This window comes from Geodermatophilus sp. SYSU D00766 (genome assembly GCF_054049915.1).
In genome coordinates this window covers 102,876-116,528 of the sequence record NZ_JBJGYI010000006.1, presented here as the reverse complement: position 1 = coordinate 116,528, position 13,653 = coordinate 102,876, and the positions used below count along the sequence as shown (strand labels likewise).

The following is a 13,653-nucleotide window of genomic DNA, read 5'->3' as shown; positions in this document are numbered from 1 at the left end:
CGCCACCTCCGCCCCCGCCCCCGCACCCGCCCGGACGACGTCGCGCACCCGCTCGGCGGGCCGCACCGTGGGCAGGGGGCTGGCCCTGGCCCTGCTGATCACCGTCACGGTGGTCCTCGTGCTGTTCGTCGTGTTCAACGGCGAGACCGTGCCGATCAGCCTGGTCTTCACCGACGTGCGCGCCCCGCTGGTGGTGGCGCTGCTCATCGCGGCGGGGCTCGGCGCCCTGATCGGCCTGCTGGCGGCCACCGTCCTCGCCGCCCGTCGCCGCAACCGCTGACCCACGCCGGGCCGCACCCGGCATCCCCGACGGCCCGGGACGCACCCGCAGCTGACCCCTGCGAGCGTGTCCCGGGCCGCGGCCTTGCTCCTGGTTACTCGCCGGTAATAGCGTTGGTTACCGGCGAGTAGCCACTGCTCGCCGCCCACCGGCACGGAGCAACGGAGCCAGACCGCCATGAGCCACTACACCGCGAACCTGCGGGACCTCGAGTTCAACCTGTTCGAGTTCCTCGACACCAAGGACCGGTTCGGCACCGGCCCGTTCGAGCAGATGGACGCCGAGACCGCGCGCGGCGTGCTCGCCGAGATCCGCCGGCTGGCCGAGGGCCCGATCGCGGAGAGCTTCGCCGACGCCGACCGCAACCCGCCGGTGTTCGACCCCGCCACGCACTCGGTGACGCTGCCCGAGAGCTTCGTCCGGTCGGTGCGCGCCCTCGAGGACGGCGAGTGGTACCGCCTGGACCTGCCCGAGGAGCTCGGCGGCTTCGGCGCCCCGCACGCGCTGACGTGGGGCGCGTTCGAGATGGTGCTCGGCGCCAACCCCGCCGTCTTCGTGTACGGGGCGTGGGCGGCCTTCGCCGCCGTCCTGCACGAGCTGGGCAACGCCGACCAGAAGCGGCTCGCGGAGCTCATGATCGAGCACAGGTGGGGTGCCACCATGGTGCTCACCGAGCCCGACGCCGGCTCCGACGTCGGCGCCGGCCGCACGCGGGCCGTGCAACAGCCCGACGGCTCGTGGCACCTCACCGGCGTCAAGCGGTTCATCACCAGCGCCGAGCACGACCTCAGCGACAACATCGTCCACCTGGTGCTGGCGCGCCCCGAGGGCGCGGGGCCGGGCACCAAGGGGCTGTCGCTGTTCGTCGTCCCCAAGTTCCACGTCGACCTCGCCACCGGCGCCCTCGGCGAGCGCAACGGCGTGTTCGTGACCAACGTCGAGAAGAAGATGGGCCTCAAGGTCTCCACGACCTGCGAGCTGACCTTCGGCGACGGGCCGGTGCCGGCGAGGGGCTGGCTGGTCGGCGACGTGCACGAGGGCATCGCCCAGATGTTCAAGGTCATCGAGCACGCCCGGATGTTCGTGGGCACCAAGGCGATCGCCACGCTGTCGGCCGGCTACCAGGTGGCCCTCGACTACGCCCGGAACCGCGTGCAGGGCGCCGACCTCACCGCGACGTCGAAGGACGCCCCGCGGGTGACCATCACCCACCACCCCGACGTGCGCCGCTCGCTCATGCGGCAGAAGGCCTACGCCGAGGGCATGCGGGCGCTCTACCTCTACACCGCCACCTTCCGCGACCGGGTCACCGAGGCCGAGGCCACGGGCACCGCCGACGGCGAGGAGGCCCGGCTCGCCGCCCGCGTCAACGACCTGCTGCTGCCGGTGGTCAAGGGCTTCGGCTCCGAGCGCGCCACCGAGCTGCTGACCAGCGAGTCGCTGCAGTGCCTGGGCGGCTCGGGGTACCTGCAGGACTACCCGGTCGAGCAGTACATCCGCGACTCCAAGATCGACACCCTCTACGAGGGCACCACGGCGATCCAGGGGCAGGACTTCTTCTTCCGCAAGATCGTCAAGGACGGCGGGGTCGCGCTGACCTGGCTGGCCGGCCAGATCGAGGCCACGATCGACGCGGAGGCCGGCAACGGCCGGCTCAAGGAGGAGCGGGCGCACCTGGCCACCGCCCTCGGCGAGGTCCAGGCGATGCTCACGGCCATGTTCGCCCAGCTCAGCGGGGCCCAGGAGGACATGACCAGCCTCTACCGGGTCGGCCAGAACACCACCCGGCTGCTGCTCGCCGTCGGCGACCTGGTCACCGGGTGGCTGCTGGTCCGCCAGTCCGAGGTCGCGCTGGCCGCACTGGCCGGCGAGGTCGGCGAGAAGGACCGGCTCTTCTACGAGGGCAAGCTCGCCGCCACCCGCTTCTTCGCCACCCAGGTGCTGCCGCGCCTGGCCGGTGAGCGGGCGATCGTCGAGGCCACCGACAACGCGCTGATGGAGGTCCCCGAGGCCGCCTTCTGAGGGCGTGCACTTCCGCGGATGTGCACGACCAGGTCCGGGCACTTCCGCGGAAGTGCCCGGTAGCGGCACCCCGTCGTCCCCAGGGCGGCGGGGTGCCGGCCGTTTCGGGCCGACGACGGCGGGCATGCCCGTCAGGACGGCATCGTCCGACCGGAGGCACCATGACCGACCCGCAGGGCAGTGACCGCATCCAGCAGGGCGTCCCGACCGCGTCGGGCACCGGCGACAACAGCAGCACGGGCACCGGCTTCGACGACGTCCCCCTCACCGCCGACGAGGCGATCGAGCGGGACGCGGCCTCCGGTGACGACCTGCCCGCCCGCGCCGACGGCGACGTCGCCCGCGCCCGCGGCGCCGGTGCGTCCGGCGAGGTCGCCGGGCCCACCCCCCGTTCCGGAGGAGGCACCGACTGATGAGCGAGCCCGACCACAGCGGCTACGGCGAGTCCCCCGACACCGCCGACGGCCCGACCGAGGCGAACATGGTCGACGGCGTCCCCGGCCAGGACCGGTCCGACGGCGGCGAGCGCGACGTCACCCTCACCACCGACGAGGACGCCCAGCGCGACGACTCGGTGATCCGCGGCGGCAACCAGGCCGGCTAGATCCAGCCGTGGCGGCGGGCGACCTCCACGGCCGCGTGCCGGTTGGCCGCGCCGAGCTTGCCCGCCGCCGAGGACAGGTGGTTGCGCACCGTCCCCGGTGACAGGTGCGCCCGGGCGGCGATCTCCTCGACCGGCGCGCCGCCGGCGGCCAGCTCCAGGACGTCGGCCTCGCGGGGCGTGAGCGGGCTGTCGCCGGCGCTGATCGCCTCGGCGGCCAGCTCCGGGTCGACGTAGCGGCCGCCGCGGGCGACGGTCCGGACGACGTCGGTGAGCACCGGCGCGCTCACCGTCTTCGGCAGGAACCCGCGCACCCCCGCCGCGAGCGCGCGCTTGAGGTGCCCGGCGCGGCCGTGCCCGGTGACGATGACGACCGCGCAGCCGGGCACCAGCGACCCCAGCTGCGCGGCCACCGAGATGCCGTCGAGGTCGGGCATCTGCAGGTCCAGCACGGCGACGTCGGGGGTGTGTCGCCGGGCCATCGCCAGCGCCTCGTCGCCGGAGGCGGCCTGGGCGACCACCTCGAGGTCGTCCTCCAGCGCCAGCAGCGCGGCGAGCGCCGAGCGGATGAGGTTCTCGTCGTCGGCGAGCAGCACCCGGATCACACGCGCACCCCGACCGGGACGGTGGCGGTGAGCACGAACCGGTCGCCGTCCCGGCCCGCGGCCAGCCGGCCGCCGGTGGCCGCCAGCCGCTCGGCCAGGCCGGTCAGCCCGTTGCCCCCGCCGCCGCCCGTCGCCGTCACGCCGTCGTTGACCACCCGCAGCGCTGCAGCGCCGCCGTCGGTGGACAGCTCCACCGTGCAGCGGGTCGCCCGGCTGTGCCGCAGCACGTTGGTCACCGCCTCCCGCACGACCCAGCCCAGCGCCGTCTGCACGGGGTCGGGCAGGGCCACGGCGCCGTCGTCCCCGGTCACCGTGACGTCCACCCCGGCCGCGCGCAGCACCGACCGGGCACCGGCCAGCTCGCCGGGCAGGTCGCTGCCGCGGTACCCGCGGACGACGTCGCGCACCTCGCGCAGCGACTCCTCGGCGACCCGGCTGATGTCGGCCAGCTCCTCGGCCGCGCCGTCGCGTCCTCGGCGCACCAGCTCCGCGGCCAGCTGGCTCTTCACCGCGATCACCGAGAGGTTGCGGCCCATGACGTCGTGCAGGTCGCGGGCGAAGCGCAGCCGCTCCTCGGCGACGGCCAGCTGCGCCTGCACCGCGCGGCTGCGCTCCATCTCGACGACGACGTCGAGCACCCACACGGTCAGCCGGAAGGCGAGCGCGAGGCCGCCCACGGCGGTGGCGAACAGCACGGCGAGCACCACCGCGGCGGGCCACACCTCACCGGCGAGCAGCGCCACCGCGCCCACCATGAGGCCGACGCCGACGGAGGCGCGGACCAGCACCGGCGACGTCCAGACGGGGGAGCCCGCGGTGAGCAGCATCGCCGGCGGCAGCGCGACCAGCCACCGCGTGCCCGGGTCGCTGCCCTCGGCGAGGGTCACCACCACCCCGGTGCCGGTGGTGAGGACGGCGGCGGCCAGCGCGGCGGCCAGCGGGCGGGCCGGCAGCGGGCCCCGGGTCGAGCGGGCGGCCAGCCCGGCACGCACCAGCACGACACCGGTGACGGCGACGGCGAGCGAGCCGGCCAGGTACAGCCGGGTGACCGGGGTGTCGCCGAGACCGGCCCCCGCCACGACGAGCAGTGCGAACAGCGGCGTCGTCGCCAGCCAGGTGTACAGCGACCAGCGCGTGTACAGGTCGAGGCGCTGGGGGTCGGAGCGGTCCCGCCACCAGCGCGCGACGGTCGGCACGGCGCCCATGCTGCCGTACCGGCCGCCGGGTCCCCCACCGCTCACCGGCGGGGTGCCCACCGGAAGACCCGCGGGGCGATCAGCGCGGCCAGGGCGGTCCAGCCGGCCAGCACGAGCAGCGGCTGCGGTGCGGCGGCCCAGGCGCCGGCCCAGTCGACCGTCCGGCCGTCCCAGGTCCGCCCGGCCAGGCCCAGGCGGGCCAGCTCGACGACGGGCTCGACCGGGGTCAGCCGGAGGACCTGGGCCACCTGCTCCGGGAAGGCCGACAGCGGCACGAGGACGCCCGAGGTGACCGACGCGAGGACCACCAGCGGCAGGGTCGTGATCTGCGCGCTCTCGGCGGTGCGGGTGAACGAGGTGCTGGCCGCGGCCAGCAGCGTCATCAGCGCCGCCCCGCCCAGGAGCGCCAGCAGCGGCAGGACGACGTCGGTCGGTGCGGCCCACTCGCCGATGACGGCGGTGCCGGCGAGCACCAGCGCCACCTGCACCAGCGTGACGAGCAGCGTCGGGGCGGCCGTGCCGAGCAGCACCTCGCCGGGGGTGAGCTCGCCGCTGCGCATCCGCTGCAGCACCAGCTCCTCACGGCGGGCGACGTAGGTGGTGACCAGGTTGTAGTAGGTGAGGAAGACCAGCGTCACGGCGACGGAGGTGACGGCGAGGCTGGGGCCCAGCGGGTCGTCCCCCCCGAGCCCGGCGGCCGGGACGACGGCGACGAGGAACAGGGGCAGCAGCACCGAGTTCACGACGGCGGTGCGGTTGCGCAGCAGCAGCCGGGTCTCGGCGGCGGCGAGCGCGCGGACCCGTCGCAGGCGCGACGGGGCGGGAGCCGGGGCGGTCAGGGCGGTCATCGGGGGTCCTCCGGGTCGGTGCCGTCGGCGACGGCGAGGAAGGCCTGCTCCAGGGACGCGGCGCGGGCCTGCAGCCCGCCCAGGACGAGGTCGTGGGCGTCGGCCCAGGCCAGCAGAGCGGCGAGCACCGGCTGCAGCGCCCGGGTGTGCAGCTCGACCCGCGGGACCGCGGAGACGACCCGCGCGCCGGGAACGACCGGCAGGGCGGGGGCGCCGGGCGGGAGGGTGAAGCGGACGGTCGCCGGCTGGGTGGCGGCGATCTCGGCCGCGGTGCCGGACAGCACGATCCGGCCGGCCCGCATCACCGCGATCCGGTCGGCGAGCTCCTCGGCCTCCTCGAGGTGGTGGGTGGTGAGCACCACCGCGGCGCCCTCGGCCACCCGCTGCCGGACCAGCGCCCACACGACGCGGCGGCTCTCGGGGTCCAGGCCGGTGGTGGGCTCGTCGAGGACGACGACCCGCGGGGAGCCCAGCAGCGCGAGGACGAGGTCGAGCCGGCGCCGCTCCCCGCCGGAGAGGCTGCGCACCCGCAGGTCGGCCCGGCCGGTCAGGTCCACCTGGGCGAGGGCCTCGTCGACCGGGCGGGGGGCGGTGAGGGTCGCCGCCCACAGCGCGACGGTCTCCCGCACGGTGAGGTCGGCGGGCAGGCCGCTGGACTGCAGCAGCACGCCCAGGTGCGGGCGGACGGCGGCGCGCTGGGTGACGGGGTCGGCGCCCAGCACGCGGACGGTGCCGCCGGACGCGGGCGCGAGGCCCTCGACCACCTCCAGCGCGGAGGTCTTGCCCGCGCCGTTGACGCCGAGCAGGGCGAACACCTCACCGGGACGGACCTCGAAGCTGATGCCGCGCACGGCCTCGACGTCGCCGTGGCGGCGGCGCAGGTCGGTGACCTCGACGACGGGTGCCGCGGCGCCGGCGGGGAGCGGGCCGGCGGCGGGAGCCGGGCGGGTGAGCTGCACGGGGCCTCCTCCTCGTGCCCCACCGGCCGCGGGTCGGCCGGTCCTCCGGGGCACGTCCCCACGCTCCCGCCGGACCGGGCCCGGGACGGGTGCCGTTCCTCACGACCTGGCGCGCCCCGTGCACGGGCCGGCCATGACGCGTGTCACGGGTGTCCCGTGCCGGCGCCGCGGGGCCGCTAGCGTCGCGGCATGAGCGCAGACGACCTCGCAGGACGGCGGGCGATGGTGACCGGCGGCGGCTCGGGCATCGGCCGGGCGGTCGCGGCGCGGCTGGCGCAGGCCGGCGCCGCCGTGGTCGTCGTCGACCGGGACGCCGCGGCCGCCGAGGAGGTGGCCGGCGCGGTGGGCGGCACCGCGGTCGCCGTCGACCTGTCCGACCTCGACGCCCTCGGCGGGCTGGACCTCGACGTCGACGTGCTGGTCAACAACGCCGGCTTCCAGCACGTGGCGCCGCTGCACGAGTTCCCGCCGGAGGTCTTCTCCACGATCCTGCGGCTGATGGTGGAGACGCCGTTCCGGCTGGTCCGCGCCGCGCTGCCGCACATGTACGGCCGCGGCTGGGGGCGGGTGGTCAACGTGAGCTCGGTGCACGGCCACATCGCCTCGCCGTACAAGTCCGCCTACGTCACGGCCAAGCACGCGCTGGAGGGGCTGTCGAAGGTGGTCGCGCTCGAGGGCGCGGCGCACGGCGTCACCTCCAACTGCGTGGCGCCGGCCTACGTGCGCACCCCGCTGGTCGAGGGGCAGATCGCCGACCAGGCCCGCACCCACGGCATCTCCGAGGACGAGGTGGTCGAGCAGGTCATGCTCGCGCCCGCGGCGATCCGGCGGCTGATCGAGCCGGCCGAGGTCGCCGACGCGGTGGCCTGGCTCTGCTCGCCGTCGGCGGCGTCGGTGACCGGCACGTCGCTGCGGATGGACGGCGGCTGGACCGCCCACTGACCTCCGGAGGGTGGCGGCCGGTCAGCCGACGCCCCCGGGCGGGATGATCGTGGTGTCGATGTCCTGGTGCCTGCCGCTGCGCCGGCAGATCTCGTGGTCGGGGCCGCGGAGCCGCTCGTCCTCGGGACGGCTCTGCACGCAGGCGTGGAACCCCAACCGGCACGACAGAGGCTTGCGGACGGTGCTCGCGTCGCCGGCCATGGCGATCGCCTCCTCGTCGGGGCACCCAGGGGTGGCACCTGCGGCCTGCCCGCGGGGAGCCCCGGACGCACGCCGGCGGCACCTACCCTGGTCCGGTGCCCGCCGTCGCCGTCGTGCTGTCCGCCGAGGAGTGGACGGCGCGGGCCGCCGCCCACGACGCGCGGGTGCAGCGGTGGACCGCGCCGCACCGGGAGCGCCGGCAGCGGGGCGAGAGCCACCCGGTGCTGGACTTCCTGTTCACCTACTACTCCGAGACACCGGGCCGGCTGCGCCGCTGGCACCCGGGGCCGGGGGTCGCGCTGGCGCCGTCACCCGAGGGGCCGGCACCGCACGCCGCGTGGCGGTCCTACGCGACCGCCGACGACGGCACGGTGGGACTCGACGTCGCCGGCTACGTCGCCGAGCGCGGGAGCACCGGGCGCTTCGTGCGCGACCTGCTGGCGGCCACCGCGTCGCGGCCGGCGCAGACCGGCTGCCTCGGCCTGCACGAGTGGGCGATGGTCTACCGCGCCGACGAGCGCCGGCACGCCGTGCCGCTGCGGCTGGGCCGGGCGGGCACCGACGCCGTCGTGGAGTCGCACCCGGTCCGCTGCAGCCACGTCGACGCCTACCGGTTCTTCACCCCGGACGCCGTCGGCCTGAACCGGCTGCGGCCGACGCGGGAGACACAGGTGGCGATGGAGCAGCCCGGCTGCCTGCACGCGACGATGGACCTCTACAAGTGGGCCTACAAGCTCTCCCCCGCCGTCCCCGGGGAGCTGGTGGCCGACTGCTTCGAGCTCGCCGTCGAGGTGCGCGAGCTGGACATGCGCGCCTCGCCCTACGACCTCGCCGACCGCGGGTACGCGCCGGTGCGGATCGAGACGCCGGAGGGCAAGGCGGAGTACGTGGCCGCGCAGCGGGAGTTCGCCCGCCGCGCCGCCCCGCTGCGGCAGCGGCTGGTCGACCTCTGCGACGCGCTGCTCACGTCCTAGCTCGTCCCCGGGCGTCCGGGCTCGACTCAGCGCGTCCTCCCGCACCTCACCGCGTCCTCCCGCACCGCAGCGCGTCCTCCCGCACCGCAGCGCGTCCTCCCTCACCGCAGGCCGTGAGGGAGGACGCCCCGGGATCAGGTCACCTGATCGTGCACGGCCACCTGCGGCCACCTGCGCCGGCCGCACCGTCCGGGGCCGCGCCGTACGGTCGGAGGGTGACCGCACCGCACCCCGACCGCTGGCTCCGACTCGACGGGACGACGAACACGCGCGACCTCGGCGGCCTGCCCACCACCGACGGCGGCACCACCGCGTTCGGCCGGGTGCTGCGCAGCGACAACCTGCAGACCCTCAGCGACGACGACCTGCGCCGGTTGGCCGAGCTGCCGCTGCGCGACGTCATTGACCTGCGCACCACCGCTGAGGTGCTGCTGGAGGGCCGCGGTCCGCTGCGCGCGGTGGAGGGCGTCACCCACCGGCACCTGAGCCTGCTCCCGGAGAAGGGCCACCACACCGACGTCTTCGCCGTCGAGGAGGCCGACGTCCCCGACCTGCCCGCGGACTGGGCGGAGACCCTGTTGCCGCGCCAGACCACCGAGGCCGACGAGGTCGAGCCGCCGGCGGTGCGCTCCTACCTGGGCTACCTGCACCACCGGCCGGAGAACGTCCTCGCGGCGCTGCGGGTGATCGCCGGCGGGGAGGGCGCGGCGGTGGTGCACTGCGCCGCCGGCAAGGACCGCACCGGCGTGGTGGTGATGTTCGCGCTGGCCGCGGCGGGGGTGCCGCACGAGGAGATCGTCGCGGACTACGCGCTCACCGCCGACGTCATCGAGGCGCTGGTCGCCAAGCTGCGGACCTCGCCCACCTACGCCGAGGACATGACCAACCGCGACGTCGCCAGTCACACCCCGCGCGCGGCGACCATGCGGCGCCTGTTGGAGATCCTCGACGAGCGGCACGGCGGCCCGCTGGGCTGGCTCACCGAGCACGGCTTCGGCCCCGACGAGCAGGCCGCGCTGCGCCGCCGGCTGCGCGACTAGAGCCCGTTCCGCGGATCCCGCGAGAGAGGGCTTCGACAGGTGTCCCCGAGCGGCCCGCTGAGGAGCACCTCGGTACTCGGACGTTCCCGCGGGAACGTGACGCGCGCTCGCGTCCTCCACGACGTTCCCGCGGGAACGCCCAGGGGCGGTCACGTGCACCATGAGACAGCCTGGCGGTTCTGGTCGACGTGGCCTGCGTCGATGTGCGTGGTGCCGGGTGGTCGGGGCTGCGCGGCGCCCCGTGGCCGGCGGGAGCTACGGCGTACTGGTCGGTCGGACCTCGCCGCCCGGACGGAAACCGGCGACGGACGGCATGAGGCAGGACCCGGTGGGGGTAGGGCTCCGGTCCCCGGGTCGTCCAGGCCGCGGGCCGCGGACGGTGCGGAGGAGCGGTGGATGTCCGAGATGTCGGACTTCAACGAGCGGCTGGCCGGTATCGCCCGTGAGCTGGTCAGGGAACCGGACATGCAGCACACGCTGCAGCGGGTGGTCGAGGCCGCCGCGCACAACCTCGACGGCGAGGTGTGGGCCAGCGTGTCGCTGGTGAAGCAGCGCCGCGAGGTGGAGACCCCGGCGGCCACCGACGACCGGGCCGGGCGGGCCGACCGGCTGCAGTACGAGCTCGAGCAAGGGCCGTGCCTGGACGCGATCTGGGAGCAGGAGACCTTCCAGATCGACGACATGACGACCGAGGAGCGCTATCCCCGCTGGACGCGGGCGGTCACCGAGGAGACCGGCATCCGCAGCAGCCTGTCGCTGCAGCTGTTCACCGACCAGGAGCAGGGCAGCCTCGGCGCGCTCAACCTCTACTCGCCGGAGCCGGCCGCCTTCGACGAGGAGACCCGCGGCGAGGGGTTGGCGTTCGCCGCGCAGGCCGCGGTCGCGCTGCGCAGCGCGCAGACCGAGGAGCACCTGCGCTCGGCGATGGCGACCCGCAACCTGATCGGGATGGCCCAGGGGATCTTGATGGAGCGGTTGAGGCTCACGCCGGACCAGGCGTTCGGCGTGCTCAGCCGGCTGTCGCAGGAGAGCAACACCAAGCTGCGGGAGGTGGCCCGGCGGCTGGTGGAGACCGGGGAGATCCCGGGTCGGCGGAGCTGAGGTCGGAGGCGACCCGGCGGCCACGGCTCTGGACCACCGGGTCTGGGCCGCCCGGCACCCCGGGATCCCGCGCGACCGTCCCCTCCTTCCGCGACCGCGACCACTGGCAGCGACGACGGCCGCGCAGCGGGCTGTTCCAGAGGCGAGACCGTGGGCACGGGCATCGCCGGCGGCAGGCCGGCTCCGGCCCGCCGGCCGTGGCCGGTCTCCGGTGGGGTTCTCCGCACGGTGTCCTGGAGTTCGCGGAGCGGAGCCGGACTGGAGGTGCCCAGATCCCACAGGTTCGTTCAGCGTCTGAGCGAGGACGTCGTGCTCGGCGGCCGGCCACGCGGCGGCGCCGACCAGGTGATCGGCCAGTGCGGCGCGGGGCTGGTGTCCGCCCAGATCGGTGTAGCGCCACCAGAGGTCGGCTCCTCGCTACTCCGCCGCGCGGGGAGCGGGGGCCGCCGGCCGCTCGCGGTGCTTGTGCCGGTACATGGCGGCGTCGGCGTCGCGCAGCAGCCCCTCGGCGACCGCGGAGGGGTCCTCCACGACGCCGGAGTGCACGGCCACCCCGGTGCTGGTGCCGACGTCGACCGGGGTGCCCTCGAGCCGGAACGGCTCGGCGAACGCCCGGGCCACCCGCGCGACCACCGCGTCGGCGGCACGGGCCCCCGACAGGCGCGGCACCAGGACGGCGAACTCGTCGCCGCTGAGCCGCCCGATGGTGTCCCCGGGCCGGACGGCGGCCCGCAGGCGCGCCGACACCTGCCGCAGCAGCTCGTCGCCGGCCGCGTGGCCCAGGGTGTCGTTGACCGCCTTGAACCGGTCGAGGTCGCAGAACAGGACGCCGACGTGCCCGGACGCCGGCGAGGCGGCCAGCGCGGCGACCAGCCGCTCGCGGAACAGCACCCGGTTGGGCAGGCCGGTGAGCGCGTCGTGGGTGGCCTGGTGGCGGACGGTCTCCAGCAGCCGCGCCTTCTGCAGCGCCGTCGACGCCTGGTCCCCGGCACCGCGCAGGCGGGTGAGCACGTCGGCGTCCAGGGCGCCGCTCACCTCCCAAGCGGTCCAGCTGGCGGTGACGACGCCGAGGAAGGTGCTGCCCGCCAGCAGCGGGACGGCGACGACGTCACTGAGGGTGAGCGCGGTGAGCAGCTCGCGCAGCGGGGCGCTGGCAGCGGCGGCGCTGACGACCTGCGGCGTGCGGTCGGTGAGCATGCCGAACAGCTCCGGCACGTCCTCGGCCCGCAGCGACGTGGCGCGCATGATCGCGTCCTGCTGCGGGGGCAGCCCCACCGTGGCGGCCGTGGCGAGCGTCCCGGCGGCGGGGTCCCACAGCATGACGGCGGCGTTGCTGCAGCCGACGACGCCGGGCAGCGCCCCGGCCACCACCTCGCAGATCCCCGTGGCGTCGGCGGCCTGCGCGAGGCCGTGGGCCAGGTCGAGCAGCGCACCGGCGCGGCGCGCCTCCGCCCGGCTGGCCTCCACCGCCATCACCAGGTCCAGCGCGGCCGCGGCGTGGCCGGCGTAGGCGGCCAGCATCGGGCGCTCGTCCCCGAGCCCGCCCTCGGCGGAGCGGCCGAGCGCGGCCAGCCGGCCGTGGGTGCGCCGCGCGGAGGCGACGTCGACCACGACCGAGCCGGGACCGAGGTCCTCCCCGGCCAGGAGCCGGGTGGCGAGCGCGGGGACGTCCGCGGCGGGCAGGCCGGAGCTGTGCACCAGCGGCGGGCCGCCGCGGGGGGAGGAGACGGCGAGCAGGTAGGCGGGCGCGAGCACCGCGGCGGCGGCGCGCTCGACGATGCGCGGCAGGACGCTGTCGAGGTCCTCGCCGTCGACGAGGTCGGTCGCCGCGGACTGCAGGGCGCGGACCTGGCTGCGCAGGGCCACGAGCTCGGCGTCGGCCGCCACCTCGGTGCGGCGCCGCCACGGCAGGCGGGAGCGGCGGTCCCACGAGAGCCGGTACACGCAGGCGTCGGCGCCGGAGGACTCGCACTCGTCGTGGACCACCTGGGCCGGCGCCAGGCCGAAGACGGTGGGCACCATGCTGATCAGCCCGCGGGCGTAGTCGCAGTCCAGCCGCGAGTGCGCGTAGCCCTCGTGCAGCCGGTACCGGATGGTCGCCGACGTCGCGTCGGAGTGCAGGACCTCCATCGTGGAGGTGGTGGAGAAGTTGGCGACCGCACGGGGCAGCCGGGCGTAGACCTGGCGGGGTGAGCCCATGGCGCGCACCAGCACGACCACGCTGGGGTTCATGCCGGTGCGCAGGGACTCCGCCCCCACGCGGAACATCGCGCCCGGGTCGCCGAGGACCTCGGTCGCGGCGGTGAACAGCCGGATGCGGGTGGCGTAGCTGGTCCAGGTGGCGGGCTCGGCGAGCTCCTCGGCCGTGAACGGCACGCCCGCCCGGCGCAGCACCTCCTGCACCGCGGCCTCGCCGGCGTGCTCGCGGACGAAGGCGAGCACCAGCCCGGTCGTCGCCCCCGAGGTCTCGTGGGCCTCGACCGGCGCGGCGTCGTCGTCCCCTGGCCGGCTGGGGGACGGGCCGCCCCGGCGTCCTGCAGTCACACGAGGGGGATCGGCACCGCCCGGCCCGGGGTTGAGCCGCCGACCCGAAGGGGGGAGGGTCCCCGGACGGCGAACGGCCCCGGGCTGCGGAGCAGACCGGGGCCAGGTGACGCACTGGAACGGCCTCCCTGCAGGGGCCCGCCGCGAGCGTGCGAGCGGTGGGGGCAGGGAGGTCCTTGCTCAGAAGCCGCCGTTGTTGGCCATCGTCAGCAGCTCGTCGCGCATCGCGGGGCTGCTGGAGCGGGCGAGCGCGCGCTCGAGAGCGCGCCGGGTGCGGGTGGCCTGCCGGCGCTTGCGCCAGGTGGTGGTGATCGTCATGTCCGTCTCCTCTTCGGTGCCG

The 13,653-nt window shown here is 75.8% G+C and carries 15 protein-coding genes; 8 read left to right on the top strand and 7 right to left on the bottom strand.

Annotated features, from left to right (window positions below; genetic code table 11):
• Nucleotides 1-67: 67 nt before the first annotated feature.
• The 4 genes from ACI8AD_RS07780 to ACI8AD_RS07765 all read left to right on the top strand — a co-directional run bounded on the left by ACI8AD_RS07780 (nucleotide 68) and on the right by ACI8AD_RS07765 (nucleotide 2,906).
• Nucleotides 68-280 (top strand): LapA family protein, encoded by a 213-nt coding sequence (locus tag ACI8AD_RS07780; RefSeq protein WP_456869958.1) that lies wholly within the window; start codon nucleotides 68-70, stop codon nucleotides 278-280.
• A gap of 177 nt (nucleotides 281-457) precedes the next feature.
• Complete coding sequence (locus ACI8AD_RS07775) at nucleotides 458-2,302, top strand: acyl-CoA dehydrogenase (RefSeq protein WP_456869957.1); 1,845 nt, start codon at nucleotides 458-460, stop codon at nucleotides 2,300-2,302.
• 161 nt (nucleotides 2,303-2,463) lie between these two features.
• Nucleotides 2,464-2,715, top strand: coding sequence for a hypothetical protein (locus ACI8AD_RS07770; RefSeq protein ID WP_456869956.1), 252 nt, complete (start codon nucleotides 2,464-2,466; stop codon nucleotides 2,713-2,715).
• Nucleotides 2,715-2,906: a hypothetical protein gene (locus ACI8AD_RS07765; protein WP_456869955.1), complete on the top strand. Its 192-nt coding sequence runs from the start codon at nucleotides 2,715-2,717 to the stop codon at nucleotides 2,904-2,906. The genes ACI8AD_RS07770 and ACI8AD_RS07765 overlap by 1 nt, the downstream gene beginning before the upstream one ends.
• Here ACI8AD_RS07765 and ACI8AD_RS07760 read toward each other — a convergent pair.
• From ACI8AD_RS07760 to ACI8AD_RS07745, 4 genes are read right to left on the bottom strand one after another with little or no spacing between them, the layout of a single operon-like run.
• Nucleotides 2,903-3,508, bottom strand: coding sequence for a response regulator (locus ACI8AD_RS07760; protein ID WP_456869954.1), 606 nt, complete (start codon nucleotides 3,506-3,508; stop codon nucleotides 2,903-2,905). The two genes, ACI8AD_RS07765 and ACI8AD_RS07760, sit on opposite strands and share 4 nt — an antisense overlap.
• Nucleotides 3,505-4,704 (bottom strand): sensor histidine kinase, encoded by a 1,200-nt coding sequence (locus ACI8AD_RS07755; protein ID WP_456869953.1) that lies wholly within the window; start codon nucleotides 4,702-4,704, stop codon nucleotides 3,505-3,507. Before ACI8AD_RS07755 ends, ACI8AD_RS07760 begins: the two co-directional genes overlap by 4 nt.
• A 41-nt stretch (nucleotides 4,705-4,745) precedes the next feature.
• Nucleotides 4,746-5,552 (bottom strand): ABC transporter permease, encoded by an 807-nt coding sequence (locus tag ACI8AD_RS07750; RefSeq protein ID WP_456869952.1) that lies wholly within the window; start codon nucleotides 5,550-5,552, stop codon nucleotides 4,746-4,748.
• Nucleotides 5,549-6,511, bottom strand: coding sequence for an ABC transporter ATP-binding protein (locus ACI8AD_RS07745; protein ID WP_456869951.1), 963 nt, complete (start codon nucleotides 6,509-6,511; stop codon nucleotides 5,549-5,551). The genes ACI8AD_RS07750 and ACI8AD_RS07745 overlap by 4 nt, the downstream gene beginning before the upstream one ends.
• A 189-nt stretch (nucleotides 6,512-6,700) precedes the next feature.
• Here ACI8AD_RS07745 and ACI8AD_RS07740 point away from each other — a divergent pair, with 189 nt between their 5' ends.
• Complete coding sequence (locus tag ACI8AD_RS07740) at nucleotides 6,701-7,453, top strand: 3-hydroxybutyrate dehydrogenase (RefSeq protein ID WP_456869950.1); 753 nt, start codon at nucleotides 6,701-6,703, stop codon at nucleotides 7,451-7,453.
• Nucleotides 7,454-7,474: 21 nt separating this feature from the next.
• Here ACI8AD_RS07740 and ACI8AD_RS07735 read toward each other — a convergent pair whose 3' ends face one another.
• A complete protein-coding gene (locus ACI8AD_RS07735) occupies nucleotides 7,475-7,654 on the bottom strand; it encodes a hypothetical protein (RefSeq protein WP_456869949.1) in 180 nt (59 codons plus the stop codon).
• A gap of 95 nt (nucleotides 7,655-7,749) precedes the next feature.
• Between ACI8AD_RS07735 and ACI8AD_RS07730 the strand changes: the two genes are divergently transcribed.
• The 3 genes from ACI8AD_RS07730 to ACI8AD_RS07720 all read left to right on the top strand — a co-directional run bounded on the left by ACI8AD_RS07730 (nucleotide 7,750) and on the right by ACI8AD_RS07720 (nucleotide 10,769).
• Nucleotides 7,750-8,628 carry a 3-methyladenine DNA glycosylase gene (locus ACI8AD_RS07730; protein ID WP_456869948.1) on the top strand — a complete coding sequence of 293 codons (879 nt, stop codon included), beginning with the start codon at nucleotides 7,750-7,752 and terminating at the stop codon, nucleotides 8,626-8,628.
• Nucleotides 8,629-8,843: 215 nt separating this feature from the next.
• Entirely contained in the window at nucleotides 8,844-9,668 is an 825-nt protein-coding gene (locus tag ACI8AD_RS07725) for a tyrosine-protein phosphatase (RefSeq protein ID WP_456869947.1), read from the top strand.
• 396 nt (nucleotides 9,669-10,064) lie between these two features.
• Complete coding sequence (locus ACI8AD_RS07720) at nucleotides 10,065-10,769, top strand: ANTAR domain-containing protein (protein WP_456869946.1); 705 nt, start codon at nucleotides 10,065-10,067, stop codon at nucleotides 10,767-10,769.
• A gap of 417 nt (nucleotides 10,770-11,186) precedes the next feature.
• Here the strand turns inward: ACI8AD_RS07720 and ACI8AD_RS07715 are convergent, their stop codons facing one another.
• Together ACI8AD_RS07715 and ACI8AD_RS07710 are read right to left on the bottom strand one after the other, a co-directional pair.
• Nucleotides 11,187-13,313: a diguanylate cyclase domain-containing protein gene (locus tag ACI8AD_RS07715; RefSeq protein WP_456869945.1), complete on the bottom strand. Its 2,127-nt coding sequence runs from the start codon at nucleotides 13,311-13,313 to the stop codon at nucleotides 11,187-11,189.
• 180 nt (nucleotides 13,314-13,493) lie between these two features.
• Nucleotides 13,494-13,631 (bottom strand): hypothetical protein, encoded by a 138-nt coding sequence (locus ACI8AD_RS07710; protein ID WP_456869944.1) that lies wholly within the window; start codon nucleotides 13,629-13,631, stop codon nucleotides 13,494-13,496.
• Between the last annotated feature and the right edge of the window lie 22 nt (nucleotides 13,632-13,653).

Bases quoted from the DNA above. Each gene is read 5' to 3' on its own strand.
- ACI8AD_RS07775 (WP_456869957.1), top strand. From the start codon at position 458: ATGAGCCACTACACCGCGAACCTGCGGGACCTCGAGTTCAACCTGTTC.
- ACI8AD_RS07770 (WP_456869956.1), top strand. From the start codon at position 2,464: ATGACCGACCCGCAGGGCAGTGACCGCATCCAGCAGGGCGTCCCGACC.
- ACI8AD_RS07765 (WP_456869955.1), top strand. From the start codon at position 2,715: ATGAGCGAGCCCGACCACAGCGGCTACGGCGAGTCCCCCGACACCGCC.
- ACI8AD_RS07750 (WP_456869952.1), bottom strand. From the start codon at position 5,552: ATGACCGCCCTGACCGCCCCGGCTCCCGCCCCGTCGCGCCTGCGACGG.
- ACI8AD_RS07740 (WP_456869950.1), top strand. From the start codon at position 6,701: ATGAGCGCAGACGACCTCGCAGGACGGCGGGCGATGGTGACCGGCGGC.
- ACI8AD_RS07735 (WP_456869949.1), bottom strand. From the start codon at position 7,654: ATGGCCGGCGACGCGAGCACCGTCCGCAAGCCTCTGTCGTGCCGGTTG.
- ACI8AD_RS07720 (WP_456869946.1), top strand. From the start codon at position 10,065: ATGTCCGAGATGTCGGACTTCAACGAGCGGCTGGCCGGTATCGCCCGT.
- ACI8AD_RS07710 (WP_456869944.1), bottom strand. From the start codon at position 13,631: ATGACGATCACCACCACCTGGCGCAAGCGCCGGCAGGCCACCCGCACC.